General features: G+C 67.5%; 17 protein-coding genes. 9 read left to right on the forward strand and 8 right to left on the reverse strand.

Going from position 1 to position 20,863, the window contains the following annotated elements:
* Positions 1-347 precede the first annotated feature (347 nt).
* From JM664_RS11305 to JM664_RS11315, 3 genes are all read left to right on the forward strand, one after another.
* Positions 348-2,765: an N-6 DNA methylase gene (locus tag JM664_RS11305; RefSeq protein WP_227420034.1), complete on the forward strand. Its 2,418-nt coding sequence runs from the start codon at positions 348-350 to the stop codon at positions 2,763-2,765.
* Between the two features lie 209 nt (positions 2,766-2,974).
* The gene (locus JM664_RS11310; protein WP_227420035.1) at positions 2,975-3,508 is read left to right on the forward strand and encodes a hypothetical protein; all 534 of its coding nucleotides are present in this window, start codon (positions 2,975-2,977) and stop codon (positions 3,506-3,508) included.
* 365 nt (positions 3,509-3,873) lie between these two features.
* Positions 3,874-5,038 (forward strand): IS3 family transposase gene (locus JM664_RS11315; RefSeq protein WP_406675795.1). Its coding sequence is split into 2 segments (ribosomal slippage): positions 3,874-4,139 and positions 4,138-5,038, totalling 1,167 coding nucleotides; the frame shifts between segments, so codons are not numbered across the junction.
* Positions 5,039-5,338: 300 nt separating this feature from the next.
* Here the strand turns inward: JM664_RS11315 and JM664_RS11320 are convergent.
* Positions 5,339-5,554: a hypothetical protein gene (locus JM664_RS11320; RefSeq protein WP_227420037.1), complete on the reverse strand. Its 216-nt coding sequence runs from the start codon at positions 5,552-5,554 to the stop codon at positions 5,339-5,341.
* A gap of 712 nt (positions 5,555-6,266) precedes the next feature.
* Between JM664_RS11320 and JM664_RS11325 the strand changes: the two genes are divergently transcribed.
* Complete coding sequence (locus JM664_RS11325; RefSeq protein WP_227420038.1) at positions 6,267-6,488, forward strand: hypothetical protein; 222 nt, start codon at positions 6,267-6,269, stop codon at positions 6,486-6,488.
* A gap of 636 nt (positions 6,489-7,124) precedes the next feature.
* The gene (locus JM664_RS11330; protein WP_227420039.1) at positions 7,125-7,781 is read left to right on the forward strand and encodes a thermonuclease family protein; all 657 of its coding nucleotides are present in this window, start codon (positions 7,125-7,127) and stop codon (positions 7,779-7,781) included.
* A gap of 273 nt (positions 7,782-8,054) precedes the next feature.
* Here JM664_RS11330 and JM664_RS11335 read toward each other — a convergent pair whose 3' ends face one another.
* Positions 8,055-8,270 (reverse strand): hypothetical protein, encoded by a 216-nt coding sequence (locus tag JM664_RS11335; RefSeq protein ID WP_227420040.1) that lies wholly within the window; start codon positions 8,268-8,270, stop codon positions 8,055-8,057.
* A gap of 579 nt (positions 8,271-8,849) precedes the next feature.
* Complete coding sequence (locus JM664_RS11340) at positions 8,850-9,977, reverse strand: hypothetical protein (protein WP_227420041.1); 1,128 nt, start codon at positions 9,975-9,977, stop codon at positions 8,850-8,852.
* Positions 9,978-10,054: 77 nt separating this feature from the next.
* On the opposite strand from JM664_RS11340, the gene JM664_RS11345 reads away from it, so the two are divergent.
* Positions 10,055-11,182 (forward strand): IS110 family RNA-guided transposase, encoded by a 1,128-nt coding sequence (locus tag JM664_RS11345; RefSeq protein WP_227420042.1) that lies wholly within the window; start codon positions 10,055-10,057, stop codon positions 11,180-11,182.
* A gap of 1,016 nt (positions 11,183-12,198) precedes the next feature.
* Here JM664_RS11345 and JM664_RS11350 read toward each other — a convergent pair.
* The gene (locus tag JM664_RS11350; protein ID WP_227420043.1) at positions 12,199-12,708 is read right to left on the reverse strand and encodes a hypothetical protein; all 510 of its coding nucleotides are present in this window, start codon (positions 12,706-12,708) and stop codon (positions 12,199-12,201) included.
* On the opposite strand from JM664_RS11350, the gene JM664_RS11355 reads away from it, so the two are divergent.
* Positions 12,707-13,147 (forward strand): hypothetical protein, encoded by a 441-nt coding sequence (locus JM664_RS11355; protein ID WP_227420044.1) that lies wholly within the window; start codon positions 12,707-12,709, stop codon positions 13,145-13,147. The two genes, JM664_RS11350 and JM664_RS11355, sit on opposite strands and share 2 nt — an antisense overlap.
* A 383-nt stretch (positions 13,148-13,530) precedes the next feature.
* Here JM664_RS11355 and JM664_RS11360 read toward each other — a convergent pair whose 3' ends face one another.
* A complete protein-coding gene (locus JM664_RS11360; RefSeq protein ID WP_227420045.1) occupies positions 13,531-14,427 on the reverse strand; it encodes a DUF2493 domain-containing protein in 897 nt (298 codons plus the stop codon).
* A 571-nt stretch (positions 14,428-14,998) separates the two neighbouring features.
* Between JM664_RS11360 and JM664_RS11365 the strand changes: the two genes are divergently transcribed.
* A complete protein-coding gene (locus JM664_RS11365) occupies positions 14,999-15,265 on the forward strand; it encodes a type II toxin-antitoxin system Phd/YefM family antitoxin (protein WP_227420098.1) in 267 nt (88 codons plus the stop codon).
* Positions 15,262-15,675: a type II toxin-antitoxin system VapC family toxin gene (locus JM664_RS11370; RefSeq protein ID WP_227420046.1), complete on the forward strand. Its 414-nt coding sequence runs from the start codon at positions 15,262-15,264 to the stop codon at positions 15,673-15,675. Before JM664_RS11365 ends, JM664_RS11370 begins: the two co-directional genes overlap by 4 nt.
* A gap of 63 nt (positions 15,676-15,738) precedes the next feature.
* On the opposite strand, the gene JM664_RS11375 is transcribed toward JM664_RS11370, so the two are convergent.
* The 3 genes from JM664_RS11375 to JM664_RS11385 all read right to left on the reverse strand — a co-directional run bounded on the left by JM664_RS11375 (position 15,739) and on the right by JM664_RS11385 (position 20,793).
* Positions 15,739-16,161, reverse strand: coding sequence for a hypothetical protein (locus JM664_RS11375; protein WP_227420047.1), 423 nt, complete (start codon positions 16,159-16,161; stop codon positions 15,739-15,741).
* Positions 16,154-16,474, reverse strand: a complete 321-nt coding sequence (locus JM664_RS11380; RefSeq protein ID WP_227420048.1) for a hypothetical protein — start codon at positions 16,472-16,474, stop codon at positions 16,154-16,156. Before JM664_RS11380 ends, JM664_RS11375 begins: the two co-directional genes overlap by 8 nt.
* Before the next feature lie 122 nt (positions 16,475-16,596).
* The gene (locus JM664_RS11385) at positions 16,597-20,793 is read right to left on the reverse strand and encodes a strawberry notch family protein (RefSeq protein ID WP_227420049.1); all 4,197 of its coding nucleotides are present in this window, start codon (positions 20,791-20,793) and stop codon (positions 16,597-16,599) included.
* Between the last annotated feature and the right edge of the window lie 70 nt (positions 20,794-20,863).

Here is a 20,863-nt window from a genome sequence, read left to right on the forward strand (position 1 = left end):
GCACCAGACGGGCCAGGTCGACATGCCTTGTACTCGTGGCAAACCGTTCTGGTCCTTCGTGTGCTGCTCGCACTGCATCGTGATTTCGCGGCCGAGGTCAGTGCGTGGGCACCCGCAGCGCGGATGTTGAGAGGTCAGCTCGAAACGACGCCCTTTCTCAGTCTGCGGCATCTCTCAGCCATATTTCCGAACCGTTCGGACGTGATCCTGGCCGAAGCGACCGATTCAAGTGTTCGATCCGGAGGGATCGTCGTTCCCCTGCGCCCTCACCTGACAGAGCTCGCGGAGCGGCTGCCGTTGCCGCAATCCGATCAGTTGCCGCTCTTTCCGCCTACGGCCGTGAAGCGATGACCCACGGAGTGGCGACCCATTGGTCGGAGCGCTTCGGGCTAGCGACCTCCCCCTTCTTCGGAGGGGAAGTGTGTTCGGAAGACGGCACCCATACGGTGATGCTCGATGGCGGCTACGGCAGCTTTGCGCTCTCCGAGACCGAAGAAGCGATCTGGCGGGATAATCGCACGGCGTCGTGGGCGTGGTCGAGCAACCTGCCGCACCACGTCACCGTAAGCGGCGATGTCGTTGCCGTGCGTCGCTGGGATCGCCACGAAGCGGAGCAGTTCTCCCGCTCGAGCGTGGAAGGGAAGATTGGCGCATTCTACGAGTACCTCACTCGGGACCGCGTCCGCTCGACACAACGCGTCGTCGAGCACGTCCTGAGCCTGTTTCGCGGGGTGCGCTCGCTCGTCGCGGATCGCGGAATGCATGACGAGAAGAGTATCGAGGCGTTCCTCGGTCTTCTGGACCACATGATTGCGGGAAGGGGATCTATCGACGGCGGTGGTGCGCTCGCGGATCTTCCTTCGACCGGCATCTCGGCGTTGCTCGCTGAGTATGACCGCCAGGACCGGTCCCAAGCATTGCAACTGCTGCCATCGCTCGCCGTGCGCCACGCAAGTAGCGACATCTTTCAGGAGGCCCACTTTGAATTGGTCCGCACTCCGAGCGTCGACCTGTTCGGCTACGCGGGCCAAGCGGAGGCGCGACCTGCGACTCGGGGCGGCGCGCATTTCACGCCAGCTCCCTTGGCCCGCAGTATTGCGGAGAACACATTGGCCCAAATCACCGACCTGTCCAGCCGTGAAAGCCTTACTGTGCTGGATCCGGCATGTGGATCGGGAGCGTTCCTGCAGGAAGCACTGCGCTGCCTGAGACGGCAGGGCTATGGGGGACCGCTCCGCATAGTCGGCCGCGATATCTCGGAAGCTGCGGTCGCGATGGCGCGATTTGTGGTCGGCCACGCGGTCGCGGACTGGTCTGGTCGAGGCGGTATCGAAGTCGACATTGCGACTGCGGACTCACTCGCCGACCCTCTCCCAACGGCGGACGTGGTCCTCATGAACCCGCCATTCATCGCATGGGGGGCCTTAAGCTCCGAGAGGCGCGATCAGGTCAAGTCGCTGCTTGGCGCGCGCCTTGAAGGCCGCGGCGATCTGAGCATGGCGTTTGTGACGCTTGCTCTGGACCGGCTGGCCCCCGGCGGCGCGATCGGAGTCCTCCTCCCCGCAAGCCTCCTCTCCTTGAGTTCCGCCAAGAACTGGCGGGCCGACATCCTTGAACGGGCCGAACTCCGACTTCTCGCCTCTCTCGGCGAATACGGCCTTTTTGCCCACGCCCTCGTGCAGGTAGCCGCCGCGGTGATCAGCAAACCCATGGCGAGCCGAGATGCGCAGGAGAACGCCGCGCCAGATGTGCGCGCGGTTCGAAGCGCCAACACCGCGGACGCGACGGGCGACGTCCTTCGGATGCTACGCAAGACGTCCCGCGAGCGGCAAGCGGCATCAGTCGATGGGCAGTGGGAGATATACGACGTTCCTGCCCAAGAATTTCATAAGCGGCCGACATGGCGACTGGCCTCACCCCGCTTAGAAGACACCCTCGCGCGACTTGCAGAAGCTGGCGGGGTCCGCCTCGGCGACCTCTTCGACGTGCGCCAAGGAGTTCGCACGGGCGACAACAAAACATTCGTTCTGAACCGAGACGAGTACAACGAGCTTCCAAAGCGAGAGCGTCGGTACTTCCGGCAAGCCGTGATGAATGTGTCGATCCGGGACGGAAAAGCCGATAAGGAGTTCTGGGTCTTCTACCCCTACGGTGAGAATACTACCCTGCCGAATGAAGAGGTCCTGAAGCGGGAGCTTCCCCATTACTTCCGCCATCATCTCAAACCGCGCCGTGAGGCACTCACGAGCCGACCAAGTCTTCGTGGAAACCTCAATTGGTGGGACTTGTCAGAGCGACGCTTGTCTTGGGCGCTCAATGACGAGCCTCGCATCATCTCGAAGTACTTCGGCGGGCCAGGGGGTTTCTTGGGCGACTTGAAGGCCGTCTACATCGCTGTGCAGGGCTTCACCTGGTTTCCTAAGTGGGATGGCGGGGAAACGGATGACGAGACGGTCATGCCAATCTCAAAGGAGGATCTCGTCTCGGCCTATGTGGCTTTCCTGAACTCGTCTCGCTTCAGTGAGATCTTGGAGTATTACGCCCCTCACGTCGCAGGCGGCCAGTTCGATCTCAGCCCCCGCTACGTCAATCACGTCATCGTGCCGAACCTCGCAGAGGTTGCACGGGATCGAGACCAAGGGCTCCGTGTATCGCGCCTGGTGCAATACGGACGTGAGCCCGCTGTCAGTGACCCTACCTGGATGCGGAACGTCAACAAGGCCGTCTCGGAGTTCTACGGTTTTGAAGGGGTCGAAGGCCGCTAGAGCGAATGTCCAAACCCCTATCGGTTTCTGCATCTCACCTCAATCAGCACTTCTCGTCCGTCGCGCGGGTCCTCGCGCACGCCCTTCCGGTCCCTGTCACGGTTGAGGTCGATCGCGACACGACGCCGGTCGTCGCAGCTCTTGCAGGAAACGAATGCGAACGGATCGAACGCAATAGGGGTGCTGGGAGGACTGTAGCCGTCGCTCCGATGCGAGAGCTGCGCGACGATCTGTGGGTTTGGCTCGGCTACCGCGAGGAATGGGAGCGCGGAGAGCGCGAAACTCTGAGGTTTCGTACTGTTTCGCTAACAGTTCATTTCGGACTGAAGGCCGACCGCTTCAAACCGCAGATGTTCCGGTTGGAGTGGTCCGGCTGGGCGGATTGGACAAGGGGGTCGCTCAGCTTTCAAGGCGGGAACGCCGGGCACCCGCATTGGCAGTTCGATGCCCTGGAGAGCCTCGCCGACGACGGGAGCGCGGAACGCGCCGACATGCTCCGCGAGCTCCTGCGTAACGATACAGAGGATACGGTTCGTGAGTTCGCCCCACAGTTGCCCGAGAGTGATGTCCGCGATCTCGTATCTCGTCAGGCCCTGAGCCGCATTCATTTCCCCAGTGCCGCGGCGTGGTGGAATGAACCTCCTCGCGACAGTCATGCCCATAGCCCGGGAAGGTCCGCAGATGTTAGATCGTGGATTGAGAGGTCGTTGAGTTACCTCGCCGGCGAACTCGCACGGCTCTAGGCGACTTGGGTTCATTGTTCCAATCAGGTGTTCAGTTTGACCACGCCCGGTTGGCACGGACCCTCGTTCACGCCGCAGCGAAGGCTCGCTTCGTCTCCGCACACCTAACGTCGATTCCCGCCGCAGCCCTTGTCCGTTTCGGAGTCCGCCGTAGGACGCGCACGGTCTCCGGTGGATCGTGCGAGCCGGTTTGAATCGTTTTTCGCGGACCACCCGCCGGGCACATGGTTCCTTACGAGGTCCATCGATCTCGCCTCAACATGGGCTTCGTTGAGCGCAGGCTGGCGAGCCCTGACCTTCTCCCCAAGATCCGGGCCGTTGCGAGCTGGAATCCTCTGGTCATAGATGACGCAGGAGGACGACCCATGAAGCGCAGTCGGTTCAGTGAGGAGAAGATCATCGGCGTGCTGAAGGAGCACGAGGCCGGTGCCAAGGGGGACGAGCTCTGCCGGCGGCACGGCATCAGCTCGGCCACGTTCTACACCTGGCGGAAGCGCTACGCCGGGATGGAGGCGAGCGAGGCGAAGCGGCTGCGCGAGCTCGAGGCGGAGAATGCGAAGCTGAAGCGCATCGTCGCCGACCAGATGCTCGACATGTCGGCAATGAAGGAGCTCCTGGAAAAGCGCTGGTGAGCCCGCGGAGCGGCGACGCGCCGTGGGCTATCTCATAACCGAACTCGGCCTCAGCGAGCGACGCAGCTGCCGGATCGTCGGCCTCTCGCGGTCGGTGCAGCAGTATCGGCCGACGCCGAAGAACGATGCGGCGGTGGTCGCGCGCCTGAAGCAGCTGGCGTCGGAGAACCGGCGCTACGGCTATCTGCGGCTGCACGCCGTGTTGCGGCGAGAGGGACTGGTCGTGAACCGCAAGCGGACCTACAGGCTCTACACCGATCTGGGCCTTCAGGTCCGAACCAGGAAGCGGCGCAAGCTGCCGCGCCGCGACAGGATTGCGGCGCAGGTGCCGGAACGGCCGATGCAGCGCTGGTCGCTCGACTTCATCGGCGACCAACTCGTCGACTACCGGCGCTTCCGGGTGCTCAACATCGTCGACGACCACAGCCGGTTCTGTCCCGGCCAGATCGTCGACGTCTCGATCTCCGGCGCCAGGATGGCGCGCTTCCTTGACGACCTGGCGCTGCGCCACGGGCTTCCGGAGGAGATCGTCCTCGACAACGGACCTGAAGGCACCAGCCGGGCGATGTTCGACTGGTCCGAGAAGACCGGCGTCCGGCTCCGCTTCATCGAGCCGGGAAAGCCGGTGCAGAACGCCTTCGTCGAGAGCCTGAACGGCAAGCTCCGCGACGAATGCCTGAACCTGCACTGGTTCCGATCGCTCGCGCATGCCCGCGAGGAGGTTTCCCGTTGGCGCCACCACTATAACGCCGAACGCCCACATTCTGCGCTCGGCTATCGCAGCCCATTGGAGTTCCTATCGATCACCACCGCGACAGCGCCCGAGACTCTTGCGGTCTCGTCGCTGCCGCTCAACACTCAATCCCGGCCGGAGGATTCCAGTGAAGCCCGGCCCTGATTGCGGGGAAAGGTCAGCCCCTCTCCGGTAATCGGCCGTAGACATCCAGCCGAACAGAAGCCTCGCCGAAGAAGCGCCCTCACGACCCGGCGCGCCGTCGGTTTCCCACAAGGCGGCTCGCCTCCCGTCGCGCTATGGGGCGCGTCCGGCTCGCCGCCTGCAAGTCCCCGGCCCGTTGGCCCGGGGTGGAAAACCGCCGCCGCGCCTCGCGCGGCACATTTGCTCGGGCGGGCCGCGCCTGCGGGCCGGGGGCCCGAAGGCCGCCCCGCCCCGCGAAGGGGCGAGGCTCCCGTCCGAGCCCTACTCCTCGATCGGCGGCTGGTCGTCGCCCTTCGGCCTGGGCTGGAAGGCGACGAGCTCGGTCACCGCGACCGGGAAGTCGAGCTTGATCGAGAGGAAGGTCTCGCCGGTGTCGCTCTTGGCGTTCTCGAAGACGGCGCCGACGCGGCGGAAGCTGCGCTCGGTGCGGCCGTTCTTCTTGTACTCGACGGGGACGGTGAGGACGTAGGTGGTCATGTCGGTCTCCTTTGCTCCGATGACCGCCGCCAGGGCGGATCGGAGAAGGGCAGGGGGCCACGGCAAATGCGGAGGGTCCGCCCGAAGGGTGGAAGCCGTATTTGTCGTTGCCGAGCACATGGGCGAGGGGACCTCCGGCCCGCGATCCGCCAGGTGTCATCGGGAAGGAGCAAAGGGGACCGGCCTTGGCCGACCGCCCGCGAACCGGCCGTGGGACGTGCAAGGAGCTGCGCCGAGGGCTATCTCCGCCGCCCGGTCCTTCGAGCTGCACGCCAGGACCTGCATCACCGGCCCTCGCCGCGCAATCTGTCGTGCTCGCGCTTGCTGCCGTGAACCGACCGCGTCGTCCTCCTGCCGACGCCACGTGGCACGGGCGAGTTCAGGCCAATAGCTTCAGCCCCGGTGGGGCACGATCACTTCGAGTGGATAGACGCGCCGTCTTTGGAAAGTCCGGCAGCGCGGCCGGTGGATCGCGCGCGGGAGCGTATCCGGCCGTCGGACGCCGGGACGAGACGTGCGTCCGTGCCATGCGCCGACCCGCCTTGTTTCTCGAGGCGCGGGTGCTTGCGGACCGTGGCCGGCCCGTGCCCTCGCATCTGCTCGGCAAGCGGAAAGACGGCTTCCACCGAGGCGGACCCTCCGTCTTTCCGCTTGCGGGCCCGCCTTCCTCGATCCGCCAGCCGACACCTGTTCGAAACAAGGAGGCTCGAGCATGACACACTTCATCCTCACCGTTCCCGTCACCTTCCGGACGAACGGCGAAACGCGCACCCGCTATCCCCGCGTGGGAGCGCTGTTCCAGAACTTCCGCCGCGAGACCGGCGAGGTCTACTTCACCGTGAAGCTCGACTTCCCGGTGGGCGCGACGGAGCTCCTCGCCTTCGCGCCCAACGCGCCGGAGGCGCGCGAGGGCGAGGACGGCGCGGTGGCCTGACGGTCGCCTCGATCACCGGGGCGGCATGGCCGTCCCGGTTCACCGCGCTAGGGAGCCGGCGCGGCAGCACCGGTCTTCCCGGAGGAAATTGGGCCAAAGGACCGCGCGGTCGTGCGCGACGACGTTCACGCGGCGGCCGCGTGACTGTCGGCTGGAGGGGCCGAACCGCTTGGTTGACGCCGTCGCGCCACCCGGGACCGCCGGCGCCGAGGAATTGGCGCAGCACCCGAGAAGCGCTTGGCGGCCAGCGGCGGTGAGCCAATGCTCGCAGGCAGGGCAGGGGCCGACGCACGAGGCGCCTTCTTGTCCTCGATCAATTCCTTGAGCCCGCCGGGTCGGCCGGCGCGCATGGAAGTTCGTCCCGCGCCAGCGATCGTGACCCCACCGGGGCCGAGACCCGGCTTGCCGGGGCTCGGGGAGACCTGCGCCGCAGGGCGAGTAGAGCGCGGTCCCGAAGGGAAGGCGCCCGAGCGTTCTCGGCTCGCGACGACGATTCCGCTCGACATTGGTGTTACCGCACCTCGGCTCCGCGGTTCATTCCACGCCGCTGGGCCGGTATTCGTGCAGGGCTGGGCCGTTAACCGGCCAACCGTTCGACAGGTTGGCCGGATGCCGTTTCTCTGGGCATGATGCGCCATGGTTCTTCGTCTGATCGTAGCCGTCGTCATCTGCCTGACGCTCGGTCGTCCCGCCGCCAACGCGGCCGAGCCCGTGCGCCTGATCGACGGCGACACACTCGAAATCGGGCAGACGATCTACCGAATCCACGCCATCGACGCTCCCGAAGCCGGTCAGAAGTGCCAGCGCACGGCCACGGCGACCTGGCCCTGCGGCGACGAAGCGATCGACCACCTTTCGCGGCTCATCGCCGATCGGCCCGTCGCCTGCACGGAACGGGAAGTGGACCGATACGGCCGGACGATCGGGGACTGTCATGCCGGCGACGTCGATCTCGGCGCCGCCATGGTCGCGGACGGTTTCGCCTGGGCGTACACGCAGTACTCTGAGGACTACCTGCCCGAGCAGCGCGCTGCGGAAGCCGAGGGCATCGGAATCTGGCAGCATTCGACGCAGACACCTTGGGACTTTCGGGCCGACCGGTGGGCCCGGGCTACGCTCGAGGCGCCCGACGGATGCCCGATCAAGGGCAACGTCTCAGGCAACGGGCAGATCTACCATACGCCCTGGAGTCCCTGGTACTCGCGGACGAAGATCGACCCCTCGAAGGGTGAGCGATGGTTTTGCGACGAGGCGGAGGCCACTGCCGCAGGCTGGAGAGCCCCTCTCCGGTAAGCGGCCGCACGCCTCGAGTCGAACTGACGTTTCGCCGAACAAGCGCCCTCACGACCCGGCGCGCCGTCGGTTTCCCACAAGGCGGCTCGCCTCCCGTCGCGCTATGGGGGCGCGTTCGGCTCGCCGCCTGCGAGCCCCCGGCCACGAGGCCGGGGGTGGAAAACCGCCGCCGCGCCTCGCGCGGCACATCTGCTCGGGCGGGCCGCGCCTGCGGGCCGGGCGGCCCGAAGGTCGCCCCGCCCCCGCAAGGGGGCGAGGCTCCCGACGAGGACCTTACTCCTCGATCGGCGGCTCGTCGTCGCCCTTGGGCCTGGGCTGGAAGGCGACGAGCTCGGTCACGGCGACCGGGAAGTCGAGCTTGATCGAGAGGAAGGTTTCGCCGGTGTCGCTCTTGGCGTTCTCGAAGACCGCGCCGACGCGGCGGAAGCTGCGCTCGGTGCGGCCGTTCTTCTTGTACTCGACGGGGACGGTGAGGACGTAGGTGGTCATGTCGGTCTCCTTTGCTCCGATGACCGCCGCCAGGGCGGATCGGAGAAGGGCAGGGGGCCACGGCAAATGCGGAGGGTCCGCCCGAAGGGTGGAAGCCGTATTTGTCGTTGCCGAGCACATGGGCGAGGGGACCTCCGGCCCGCGATCCGCCAGGTGTCATCGGGAAGGAGCAAAGGGGACCGGCCTTAGCCGCAGCCCGCGAACCGGCCCGTGAGAGGTGCAAGGTGCTGCACCGACGGCTGTCTCCGCCGCTCGATCTTCCGGGCTGCACGCCGGGACCGCCCGACCGACCTTCGCCGCTCGATCTGTCATGCTCGCGCTTGCTGCCGCGAACTGACCGCCTCGTCCTCCTGCCCACGCCAAGTGCGCGGCCGAGTTCAGGCGGACAGCTCCGGCCCTGGTGGGGTTCGATCACTTCCGACGGGGCGAGCCGCGGCCATGCGACCCAGGTTCCGAAGCGCGCCCGGGCATCGGGCGGCAGGTGGGTGCCTGACGTTTGCCGCAAGAAAAAAATGGCCCCGCCGAAGCCCAGCCCTTTCCTGAAATGTTGCGCCGCCCGCTCGTCGGGCGGCGCTTCTCTTAGCTGAACAGATCGCGCTCGTAGATCTTCCCGGCAGCCAGACCGATCCGCATCGCAGGCGTCTCCGTCGTGGCGCGGCTTCCCATCCAGTTGTGCTTGAACCGGTAGATCTCGATGATCTTGCACAGGGTGGCGGGGTTGTAGAGGTAGTGCCGGTCCCAGGCGCGGTTGTTCGAGCTGGCGGTGCGTCCGGCTCGGGCGGTCGCGCGGATGTTGCTCCTGATCTTGTGGAAGTAGGCATCCACGCTCCGAAGGGTCGCCAGCCGCATCAGGCGCGCCTGTCGCTCGACCGCGATCTGACCGCGGTCGGTCAGTATCCTGATGTGCCGGTTCGGCTCCGATTTCGTGTGATAGGGCCAGGCGAACGGCATTCCCGGCGCGCACTTGGCCAGTTGCTCGGCGACGGCACCATCGATGATCTCGAGGGCATATTGCGTCGGTATGCTGTCGAACTGCTGCGGCGTGATCCCGGTATGCTGTTCGAGCTCCGCACGCCCTTCCGCCACAAGCGCGTTCCGGGCATCGTTGGTCTGTTCCTTATCGAATTGAACCACGATCACTTCGGCCTTCTCTCGTTGTACCCGCTTCGCGAAGACCGCGACGAAGGCCCGGGCCAGCCCGGAGTCCCCATCGAGGACGATGGTAAAGCGCGAGTCGGAGCGATGGATGAACCGGCGCAGTAGGAGCGCGTGTGCGTATTGCGCGACATCTTGTCGGATCTTCGCGCCATCGTGGGGCAGTTGGAGGTCGTCATCGAAGTCGGGAGCCTCTCGCTCCGAGATGACGACTTTGCGCGTGCGCTTATCGACATAGGCGGCGAACTCCGACCGACTCCAGACGCGTGCCTGCTGCCGAAACGCTCGCGGCAGCGCGAAGTCGTTCGTCGCGAGCATAGCAGCCTCTATGTCGGGCATCTTGGCGTCCGGGTCGAAGCCTACATGCGCGGCGACGATGTATCCGGAGTTCGCGTGTGCGGTGCAGAGGTGCTGCACCTCGACGGCTGCCCGCGTGCGCTTGCTCGGCCAGTTCAGGACGAGGCTCTGCGAGTCGGTGGCGAAGCGCCGTCCGACACGCTCCCAATCGACGCTGTCGAAGCATCCTTCCCGGCGGGCAGTGAAGGCCCGCACACGCTCATAGAGGAAGTTTTCATGGAGGAGCGGCGCCCGGCGGATACGCTGGGGCCTTTGCCCAGAGGAGAACAATCATGGCCGACGTCCCAAGCTCGACCTGCTATGCTGCGATCGACCTGAGCAAGGCGCGATGGGTGGTGGCGGTCCTTGCCCCGGAAGACGACGAAATGCGGCTTTACCGGCTCGACGGCTTCGACGTCGCGGGCCTCGTCGATGTCCTCAACGCCGCTCGGGTGCAGGGTGCTGACGACTCCATGCGAAGACGTGTCGTTTGCTGCTTCGAAACCGGCTACGACGGTTTCTGGCTCCAACGGACGCTCGAGGCCCACGGGATCGAAACCTTGGTCGTCGATCCAGGCAGCTTCCTGGTCAACCGCCGCGCCCGTCCAGCGAAGACGGATCGGATCGATGCGGTCCGGATGGTCGAGATGCTGCGCCGTTACGATGCGGGCGACCGGTCGGTATTCAGCACCGTGCGAATTCCCAGTGTCGCTGAAGAGGACAGCAAGCGTATCCACCGCGAGCGGATTCGGCTGATGCGGGAGAAGACTGGGCACATCAATCGGATCCGGGCGCTCCTTGCGTTGCAGGGGGTGCGGATCGCCAATCCCGCGGGCAAGAAGTGGCGGCGCAAGCTGGAGGGCCTGCGAACCGCGGATGGACGCCCCTTCCCGCAACAGTTGATGCGGGAGATCGTCCGCTCCTTCGAGCGACTGGAGATGGTCTGCGAGATGGCCTCTGCGCTGGAACGCGAGCGCGACGAGCTGCTTGCCGAAACCGATCTTCCAGGACGGGAGAAGGCCCATCTGCTCGAACGACTGCGCGGCATCGGGCGTCACAGCGCCTTGCTGCTCGCCAGCGAAGTCTACGTCCGGTCGTTCCGCAACCGACGCCACCTCGCGTCCTATCTCGGCCTGACGCCCAGCCCGCATGCGAGCGGGGACGTCGAGCGGTGCCAGGGGATCAGCAAGGCCGGCAACCGGCAGGCCCGAACGCTGAGCATCGAGCTCGCCTGGAGTTGGCTGCGCTACCAGCCGCGAAGCGCACTGGCGCAGTGGTTTCGTGCCCATACTGGCGCACAAGGCGCGGGCCGTCGGAAGGCAGCCATCGTGGCGCTGGCGCGCAAGCTCGTTATCGCCCTCTGGCGATACGTCGAGACGGGCCTCGTCCCGTCCGGAGCAGTCATGAAGGCGGAGGCGTAATATGGGACGCTGAACCTTCGTGACGTCGCTGGTCGTCGGCTGGCTGCGTGGCCGGGAAGATTGATGGTCCGACGGACCCTGTAGAAGTGTGGCCCCAGCCGAGACGGCTCCCCACCGGTCGAATGAACGGAAATCTGGTTCGGGCCCTGGGCCCACCGCATGCGAGTCTATGCCGCCGCCAAGGTGCGCAGAACGACGGAGCCCAACTGACGACCTTCCAGGATGGAGAACCCTTGACGATGTAATTTCCTCATGCGAGTCGATCTTCGAGTAGATGCCCCTGGGGCTGAGACCGGTGATCTCGCAGATCTTGCTCAGCGAGGTGTCGTTCGTGAGCAGGCGCAGGACGAGGCCGTTCTTGTCGGTCTTCCGCTGTCTCCGCGTGGGGCGCCCGATCGTGAATGTCTTGTCGCATCGGCGGCAGCGCCATCGCTGGTCGCCCGTCTTGGTCCGCCCGTAGCGTCGGTAGAGATCGGGGTTCGCGGCCACCGGGCGACAGTGGGATCGGCACACCGTGTTCGGGCACGACCCGTCGGGATTGCCCCGCTGTTGCATTGACCGCAGCCTTCGGTATTCTTCCACGATCGCGCGGTTGTTCTTGACGATCGACGAGATGCCGCAGGCGCCGCAGACGAAGGTCGTCTCGTCGGCGGAGCCGATGACTTTCCCGCGGTGGAAGTTCGGCCTCTGGACGGCGCGCGAGCGGCCCCTGCCGTCAAACGGGTCGGGGGCGACCGCGAACTGGCTGCAACTGGCGTTGCGGCAGAAGTTGATGTCGATCCCGAGGCTCGGGGGTGGCAGCCTTCGCCGTCTCCCCACCGAAGATTTTTTCGACACGCACTGCACCTCGATTATCCGTTCGTGGATGGGTCAAGCGCAGTCGCGTAAAGGAAAGGTTGGCCGCTTTGCGGCCAACCGAAGTCATCTGATCAACATTTGTGGAAAGGGCTGGCGCCGAAGCGAGGCCAGGTGTTCTTCCACCACGAAGAATAGCAATTCTGTGCGCGTGGCAAAGGCTAGCGCGCCCTCGAAACGACGCCGCCCTCGATGATCGCGTCGAGCCTGTCGTCGGTGCGGCGCGTCAGCTGTGATCCGTCGCCGGAGACGAGGATTTCCGCACCGCCGCCGAGCTTGACGATGGCGCCATCGGCTTCGAGCCAGGTGGTGCCGTTCTCGCTCTCGCGCTTTACCGATCCATCCGCCTCGATGGCGATCCAGGTCCCGCCGACCTTGACCGAGACACTGTGATGATCGGCCACGACCCCTGACCAGCCCATGCTCTCACTGGAGCGCCGCAGCACCAGCTTGTCGGGGCGAATCCTGATCTGCACGTCACGGGCTTGGCCATCGCCCTTGAGCACGAGGAAGGCTTCCCTGTCCTCGGAATCGTCATGGAGGCGCGCGGTGGCATTGTTCGGCCGCCACAGGAGCGGCGCGCTGCGACGCCTGCGTTGCCTGGTCTTGTGGAATGCAATCAGGAGCTGGGCCGACCTCCAGACGCTCTTCACGGGCAGGATGACGTTCATGAACGTGGCCTTTCCGGCGTTGCCGCAGCGTCTGAGCTGCCGCGTCTCGCTCTTCCCCGGTCACCTCGGCCGCGGATTGCGCTCGCATCGCGGCGCGGCGCTTCAGCGCCCGCGCCGAAGGCGTCTCGGTGACGACCTGCGGTGCGTCGACGAGCCAGGCGTCGGACAGATGCCCGGTGCGCCCCGTTGCCAGGTCGCGGACGAGCGCGATGTGCCCGCCCGCGATCCTGCGCGTGGCGAGGCGCCCGCGCTCGACGGTTGCATACTCGCGGGGCAGCCAGGCCTCGACCCGCACCTTGCGCCGGCGCACGATGGCGACCGTCCCGACGGGAACCGTGCCGACGACGCGGATGCGCCCGCCAATCTCGACGCGACGGTGACGCTGGGCGTGGTATTGCCGGATCATGCGCGCCTCCTGCAGCTCGATAAGGCGGCGTAGCGCGCCGCATCTGAGCCGCGGATGTCAAGCTCGCCCACGGGGTGGGGCTTCGTGAAGCCCTGGCCGGTGGTGACGGTCTGGTAAGCCATGCTGGTCCTCCTCTGTGACCTGTGCCCCGGTTCCGTTCTTTCCTCCGGGAGCACGCATCCGGCCAAAGGCCCCCTTTCTTCTTTGCCCGGCGACTGGCTGACTCCCCGAGAGCGGGTTGGGACGGAGAACTCCGGACGAGAACGGCGATGGCATCGGCTCGATCGTTGTCATCGCCGTGATGAAGCTCAGAGTTGATGTTCAGTCGCCCGTCTTGTGCGGCTTCCCGCTCTCGCACCTGAGAGACACGGCGAAAGAGGCGACCCCTTGCGGGGTCACCTCCTTTGCGATGCCTCTCAGCAGGCCGATGGCAGCGTGGCTGGCGCCTCGATCCGGGCGACGTGGATGCCCTTCGCTTCGGCTTTCTGGCCGAGATTCAGCGCGATGCCGTTGCCGCCGAACAGGATCACCCCGTCGAGCTTCGCGGCGACCATCTCGTCGTTGGCCTTGAACGGGGCCGCCTTCGCGAAGGCCGCCCAGTTCGGGCGGAAGACAATCTGGCGGATCTTTCGGGCCTTCGCCCAGTTCGCCGCGATGCGTTCGACCCCGGCCGCGCCCTTGTGGCAGAGGATCATGTCCGGGCGTCGCTCGAGCGCGCGGTCGAGACGGCGAAAGACCGTCGCCACGTCCGTCCAGTCGGTCGCTCCGGTCACCGCGATCCGGGTGCCCTCGACCTTGTTGCGCTCGGCTGCCTCGCGATCGGCGCGCTCGAGGAGCTGCCTGGCCTCGAAGACCGCCCCGGTCTCCATCGCCCGCCTCGTGGTGCGGTTGCCGGTTACGGGCACGTAGGCGTCGCCGGTCTCGCGCTCGTAGCACTCGGCGGCGGCTTCGGCCATGAAGGCGAGAGCCTGCGCTTTTTCCCACATCCTCTCGAAGAGGCGCTGCGTGTCCTCGAGCTCCTGCTCGGCGATCTCGCTGCCGTCCTGCGTTCCGATCAGCGCCCTGATCTTCAGCTTCAGCCGGTCGGCGGTCTCGTCGAGCACCGTGGCCCGACGCTGGAGCAGCGTGGCGAAGGCATGGGCAAGAGGCTCGATCTCGGAGCCGAGGCCGGTGCCCTGCAGGGTCCCGATCAGGGCGTCAAAGGCCTCGCGGACGGCCCGGCCCTGCAACTCGTCATCGCTCGGGATCGGCAGGTCGTCGGTCCCGTTCTCGGTCAGGCCGTAGAGTTCGATCTCGTCGTAGGCGGTCATCATGATGTGTCTCCGTGGTGTGGGGTTTCGGTGCTGCTCCCACTGAGGGCGGGAGCATGTCCGGGCCCCCGCTGCCGAAGCGCTCCGGGTCAAGGACGCCGAAGGCGCCGGCGCTGGCGCCGGGCGAGAAAGTTTTCGGAGGGGAACGGTGCAGCTCTCGGGGCGCTCACCGGTTGCGCTGCGCCCACAGCCATCGCGGCGGTGCCGGAAAGTTTCTTGATCCTTGAGGCGGAGTGCTTTGGGAGCCAATCCGGAGGATATGCTTCCGCCTCTCAGTGTGTGCGTTTTCAGGGTCAGCAGCTCGGCAGACGCGCAGCGGAGAGGCGTCGTGACGCCGGAGATGGCGCGGAGCGAGGGCCGCGGTCACGCGGTTCCGACCGGAGCATAATCTTCGGCGGCGCGGCGCCTTGGAGCGCCCGCGTCTGCCTTGAGCTGCGGGTCACCAGCGTGACGCCCGCGCGACTGCGCAACGGGCCGCAAGGCCCGTCCCCCGTCCGACACGCGAAGCCGAGGACGGGGCGCCTGGGTTCCGCACGACCTTGTGCGTCAGTCAGGGCACAGCTAGATCATTAGTCTGGCTGTCGGGACGAGAGCATGCGCAAGATCTGGGGCGTTCGAGGCGAAGAACAAGCTCGCTGCGTTGCTCGACGCGGTCGAGGCCGGAGAGGAGGTGGTGATCACCCGCCGCGGCACGCCTGTGGCGCGGCTGACGCGGGTGGGCGCGCCCGACGGCCGCGAGACCGCACGTGCCGCCGTGGCGCGGCTTCGCGCGCTCCGCGAAGGCGTCACCCTCGGCGATGGGCTGACGCTGCGCGAGCTGATCGACGACGGCAGGGCGTGAGCCTGGTGCTTGACGGTTCGGCGGCGCTCGCCTGGTGCTTTGCGGATGAGACCACGCCTGCGGTCGACGCGGTGATGGATCAGGTGGCTGAGGCGGGCGCAGTCGTTCCGGCGATCTGGCGCCTCGAGGTCGCGAACGGGCCCCAGGCCGGCCTCCGGCGAAGCCGGCTCGATGCCGAGCGGCGTGACGCGATGCTCGCAGCGCTCGCAGACCTGCCGATCGGCGCGGATCCGGAGACTGATCGTCACGCGTGGACGGCGACTTTGCGCCTCGCCGACCGGCATGCCCTGACGCTCTACGATGCCAGTTACCTGGAGCTCGCCCTACGCCTCGGTCTGCCCATGGCGACGCTCGACAAGGCTCTGCGCTCGGCCGCCGACACGGCAGGTGTGCCGCTTCTGGGGCATTGATGGAGCCGTAGGTCGACCCATCAGGATCGTCCCCCGGCAAAGCCGTTTCTCCCCTTCCCACGCTCATGCCGCCGACCTCCGCAGGACGCGCTCGGCGCTCGTCCACGGCCCCGTGCGGACGCGCAGGGGGTAGAGCCTCTGGAGCCGGTCGAAGAAGACCGGCGCACGGACCTCCATCCAGTACCCGGCGAGTGACTCGACATGCTCTTCGAGACCGTGCCTGATCCCGAAGGTGACATGGACGCGGCCATAGCTGTCCTCGGTCAGCCAGACCTCATGCAGGCTGTTGGGGGCGACGACGCGACCGCTCCGGCCGCGCCATTGATCCTCGACGGGCCACCAGGCATCGGAGAGGCAGCCGCGGATGGCGGCGACGAGATCGTCGTGGGCGATCTGCGCGGCATGAATGTCTTCGGGATCGAGACCGTCGCAAAGATCGACATAGGCGGTCTTGCCGCCGGGATGGCAGTAGAGACCCTCACCCATGGCGCGTCTCCGTCCCGGCAGCGCCGTGTCGCTGCGCGCGACGCGGATCGCCCATGGCAATGGCGAGCGCATCGAAGAGCTCGGCTGTGACCGCCTCCGCACGCACCGTCATGCCGCACCGCGGGTAGTAGCCGCGATAGCTGCCCAGGAACTCGCGGCGGAGCATCTCTCCGGCGTCGCGCCAGCCCGTGCACCGCAGGGCGCGGGCGGCCTCTGCCTCCGACAGTCCAAGGCTGGACGCGGCGCTGGCGAGCGCGGCGGCCGCGATGGCCTCTTGATCGGGCGCCACATCCGGCGGGGGTGAAGGTGTCATGCGTCAGTCCTTTCCGAACGGGATTGGGATCGCGCACGGAAAGGGCGGCACCTGGCGGTTCCGCCCGTCTCCGGACTATGCCGATCACCCACTGGAGAAGCCCGATTTCCCCTTTCCGGCGCTCACGCCACCATTGGCGCAACCTGGCCGCTGCGGACCGCCTCGATCACACAAGCTGCCCCGGCTCCGGTCGGGACGAAGACGCGGAGTTGATGGGCGACGATCTCCGTGAAGCAGCCCGCCGCCTTCAGGTCTGCGACCTGATCGGGGCGGAAGCCCTCGATCTCGAGGCGCCTGGCGCCGGCCACGCGGCGGCAGCGCAGCCCCAGGCCGCGGCCGAGATCGACCTTGCCCTCTCCCGTAAGTGCGGCTGCGACGAGCTCGTCGGGTGCCTCGGGAGGCGTCTCGCGGAAGCGGCCTTTCAGGACGAGGGCCTGGTCGGGCGTGATCGCCCGGCCGATCAGCGAGGAACGCCCCTCCGGCGTCACGCGCCAGATGCGCTCATTGTCCGCGGGAATGGCCTTCCAGATCGGCAGGAGAAGCCCGGTCAGCAGGACGATGGTTTCCGTGCGGACCTTCGGCAGCGCCGCGGCCTCGGCGTCCCAGAGCGCGAGGAACTCTGCCACAGGGACCGGTTCCCAGCGGGACGAAGCGAAATCGCACTCCCTCATTGAGCTGCGCCCGGTGGGACGGCGCAGGTCGCGCATCTCCTCGAACACGTCGTCCTCGAAGATCGCGTGAGGCCTCGTCGAGACCATCGCCACCTTGCCGGAGGCGGCGTTGTGCATCGGGGTCATCCGGTCGCCCCAGTCCGACAGGACCGCGCGGGCCGAGGGGGTGGTGATCGCGTTCTCCGTCTCCAGCGTCACCGTGCGGGTGACCGATCCGCTCCGGGGGCAGGTCCAGAGATCCTCCTCGCCCGTCACGCGGATACGGTCGGCGCGCAGCGTCTCGATCCCGAGATCGAGCGTACCGGCCGCGCGGGCCGCCTCGGTCTGCGCCTCGATTTTTTGGGCAAAGGCGCCGAAGAGGGCGTTCTGCATGTCGATCGGCAGGGCGAGGAGGCGGTTGAGATAGCGCTGGATCGGCGGCAGGTCCTCGAGCAGGGCGCCGTCGCTGGCGACAAGGGCGAGCGCCGTCCAGTCGTGGAAGGTCGCGTAGTCCATCGCCTCGCAGCGATCGGAGGCGAGATCCCGGTAATGGGCGACGAGCGCCTTGCGCGCGACCCCACTTTCGAGGTTGTCGCTGGCGCGGAACAGGTTCTGCGAGCCGGTCTGGCGCTGGCCGCGCGTGAGCGCGCCGAGCGTGTCGAGGCGCCGCGCGATCGTCGAGGTGAAGCGCTTCTCGCCGTGAACGTCGGTGGTGACGACGCGGAAGAACGGGGCCGAGACCTGTGCCGAGCGGTGGGTGCGCCCGAGCCCCTGGATGGCCGCATCGGCCCGCCAGCCCGGCTCGACCAGGTAGTGCCGCCGCCGCTTCGGGTTTCCGGCGCCTCGGGCGGCGTGGTAGGAGCGCCCCGTGCCGCCGGCATCGGAGAAGACGAGGATGTCCTTGGTGCCGTTCATGAAGGCGGCGCTCTCGGCCGAGTTCGCCGAGCCCGAGCGAGGGGCGACCCGGATGGCGCCGCTCGGTCCTTTCAGGGGGCGCTTCGAGCGCCCCGTCACCTCCGCGATGCGGTCCTCGCCGAAGTGCCAGACGAGCTGGTCGAGCACGCTCGGGATCGGCGCAAGGCAGTAGAGCTCCATCAGCGCCGCGTCGCGCAGGGCCACCGCCTCGCGCGAAACGACACGGTTGCCGTCCGCGTCGAGAAGCGGCTGGGTGACGGTCACGCCGTCCACCTTGACGAGCTGCTGCGCCTCGACGGGGAAGGCGGTCCCGAGCCAGTGCACCACGACTTCCCTCGGTGTCAGGTGCGCCTCGGTGAGATCGTCGCCGGCCCCACAGCGCTCGATCGCCCGGTCGAGATGGCTTTCGCCGGTCGAAACGATCTGCACCACGGGCGCCCAGCCCCGGGCGAGATCGGCCTCGATGGCGGCGATCAGGGACTTCGCCTTGAACGCGCCGAGGACGTGACCGAAGAAGCGCTGCTTGGTGCTCTCGAAGCGCGACAGCGCCGAAGCCTTCGCCGCCGAGGCGGTCTGACCCGCCTCCTCGTCGACCATGCCGGTCGCCTCCAGCGCCTTGCGCAGGTTCTGATGAATGAAGCGGAACGCCCTGGCGAAGCTGTCATAGACCGAGCGCTCGGCCTCCGAGAGCCTGTGCTCCAGGATGCCGTACTCGACGCCCTCGAAGCTGAGCGCGCGCGAGGTGTAGAGGCCGAGCGCCTTGAGATCACGGGCAACCACCTCCATGGCCGCGACGCCGCCTGCCTCCATCGCCGAGACGAAGTCCTCGCGCGTGGCGAAGGGATAGGCCTCGCCCGGTCCCCAGAGGCCGAGGCGGGTGGCGTAGGCGAGGTTGGCGACGTTGGTGGCGCCGGTCGCGGAGACGTAGAGGATGCGGGCGCGGGGCAGGGCGTATTGCAGCCTGAGCCCGGCTATGCCCTGCTGCGAGGGCGCCGTGCCACGGCCCTCGCTGGACCCGGCGGCGTTCTGCATGGCATGGGACTCGTCGAAGGCGATGACGCCCTCGAAGTCGCTGCCCGCCCAGGCGGCGATCTGCTCGAGCCGCGTCGTGCCTTTCCTGCCTGCGGCCCGGAGCGTCGCGTAGGTGACGAAGAGGATGCCGCGGGAGAGCGTGATCGGCGCGTCGGGACTCCAGCGGTCGAGCGGCTGGATGTCGGTGGGCGCGCCGCCGAGGTCGCACCAGTCGCGGATCGCGTCCTCGATCAGCGTCTTCGACTTCGACAGCCATATGGCGCGGGTGCGGCCTGCGAGCCAGTTCGACAGGATCAGCCCGGCGACTTGGCGGCCCTTGCCGGCGCCGGTGCCGTCGCCGAGGAAATAGCCCTGCCGGAACGCAAGGTCGGCCCCGTCCCCGGGGCTGGCCTCGGTCCAGTCCTCCGCCACGGTGAAGCGACCGGGAAGGTCGTGGGCATGGGCGTCCTCGGCCATGATGACCGTCTCGAGCTGCGCGGCCGAGAGCGCGCCGTCACCGACGAGGCGCGCGGGCAGGGCGGGCACCGCTTCCGGCATCGGCGGGAGTGCGGCGGCCATCGCCACGCTTTCGACGAGCGGCGAGGGATGCGCCACCGCCCCGGCGATCTCGATGCGCTGGGGCAGGTAGCGGGCGTAGATGTCGGACACGGCGACGTTTTCGCCTGGCGTGGCGCGTTCGGCGTAGGCGAGGGGCACCACGGCGGCCCTGGAGGTCGAAGGCCGCGGCGCGACCGGGCGCAGCGTGCGCGTCGCGGCAGGGCGAGGCGGACCGGCGGGTATCGCACGGGGCGCAGGCATCGCCGTCCGCGGCGCGCGGGGCGGAAGATCGGAGAGGACGGCGCGCAGCGCGGCGTCGAGCGTGGGGATGGGACGCAGCGGGATAGCCGGGGCTCCCTCCATGCGGTCGGCGACGAGGAGCGCCGTCTCCACGCTGGTGCCCATCTTCCGGTAGACGATGCCGGGGAGGCCGAGATGCAGGCTCGGGACGACGACCCCTGTCAGGCGCCGCCAGAGCGCCGGCTGGCGCTCGGCGCATGCGGCACGCGGCAAGATCGCCACCAGACGTCCCCCGGGCGCGAGGCGCTTGGCGGCCGAAAGGACGTGGCGCAGGGCGATCGTCGGATCGGCACCGCGCGAGACGCTCGACGAGAACGGCGGGTTCATCAGGACGATGTCGGCCAGGGGTTGCGGCGCGAGAAGGTCGTCGATGTGCTCGGCGTCGTGCCGTTCGGCGCGGCTCCCGAACAGCGCCTCGAGGAGCGCGACACGGAAGGGGTCGATCTCGTTGAGGATGAGACGGCCGCCGGCGCGCTCTGCCATGTGCGCGAGCGCCCCGGTCCCGGCCGAGGGCTCCAGTACCACGTCACCCGGGCGGATCGCCGCCGCGCTCGCGGCGACGAAGGCGTAAGGCAGGGGCGTCGAGAACTGCTGGAGGCGGAGCTGGGCTTCGGAGCGGCGCGTCTCCGTCGGCCGAGCCATCGCCGCGGCGGCGAGCGCGCCGAGGCGCGCGAATTGATCGGCAGGAACGGAAGCGTCCCGATCGGCGAGGATCGCCGCGGCCTGGACCAGATCGTAGGCCTGCCGCCACGACCACGCCCCCGCGGCATCCGTGCCGCCGGTCGCCGTCGTCAGTTGTGCCCCGACGCGTTCGGGCGTCAGGGCACCGGCCCCGATGTCGCGGGCAAGGGAACGAAGGAGGCGGTCGAGGGCCTGGCGCTTCATGGGGGCGTCCTTTCCGGGTGGGTTGCGGATCGGACACGCAAGGAAGCCGCCCTTGTCCCTTTCGGGACGC

It is taken from the genome of Roseitranquillus sediminis (assembly GCF_016918935.1).
GTDB classification, from domain to species: Bacteria; Pseudomonadota; Alphaproteobacteria; order Rhodobacterales; family Rhodobacteraceae; genus Roseitranquillus; species Roseitranquillus sediminis.

What these genes read in the sequence shown, in the direction of transcription:
- JM664_RS11305 (WP_227420034.1), top strand. Translation starts at nt 348, where the DNA reads ATGACCCACGGAGTGGCGACCCATTGGTCGGAGCGCTTCGGGCTAGCG.
- JM664_RS11310 (WP_227420035.1), top strand. Translation starts at nt 2,975, where the DNA reads ATGCGAGAGCTGCGCGACGATCTGTGGGTTTGGCTCGGCTACCGCGAG.
- JM664_RS11320 (WP_227420037.1), bottom strand. Translation starts at nt 5,554, where the DNA reads ATGACCACCTACGTCCTCACCGTCCCCGTCGAGTACAAGAAGAACGGC.
- JM664_RS11325 (WP_227420038.1), top strand. Translation starts at nt 6,267, where the DNA reads ATGACACACTTCATCCTCACCGTTCCCGTCACCTTCCGGACGAACGGC.
- JM664_RS11330 (WP_227420039.1), top strand. Translation starts at nt 7,125, where the DNA reads ATGGTTCTTCGTCTGATCGTAGCCGTCGTCATCTGCCTGACGCTCGGT.
- JM664_RS11335 (WP_227420040.1), bottom strand. Translation starts at nt 8,270, where the DNA reads ATGACCACCTACGTCCTCACCGTCCCCGTCGAGTACAAGAAGAACGGC.
- JM664_RS11345 (WP_227420042.1), top strand. Translation starts at nt 10,055, where the DNA reads ATGGCCGACGTCCCAAGCTCGACCTGCTATGCTGCGATCGACCTGAGC.
- JM664_RS11355 (WP_227420044.1), top strand. Translation starts at nt 12,707, where the DNA reads ATGAACGTGGCCTTTCCGGCGTTGCCGCAGCGTCTGAGCTGCCGCGTC.
- JM664_RS11350 (WP_227420043.1), bottom strand. Translation starts at nt 12,708, where the DNA reads ATGAACGTCATCCTGCCCGTGAAGAGCGTCTGGAGGTCGGCCCAGCTC.
- JM664_RS11360 (WP_227420045.1), bottom strand. Translation starts at nt 14,427, where the DNA reads ATGATGACCGCCTACGACGAGATCGAACTCTACGGCCTGACCGAGAAC.
- JM664_RS11375 (WP_227420047.1), bottom strand. Translation starts at nt 16,161, where the DNA reads ATGGGTGAGGGTCTCTACTGCCATCCCGGCGGCAAGACCGCCTATGTC.
- JM664_RS11380 (WP_227420048.1), bottom strand. Translation starts at nt 16,474, where the DNA reads ATGACACCTTCACCCCCGCCGGATGTGGCGCCCGATCAAGAGGCCATC.
- JM664_RS11385 (WP_227420049.1), bottom strand. Translation starts at nt 20,793, where the DNA reads ATGAAGCGCCAGGCCCTCGACCGCCTCCTTCGTTCCCTTGCCCGCGAC.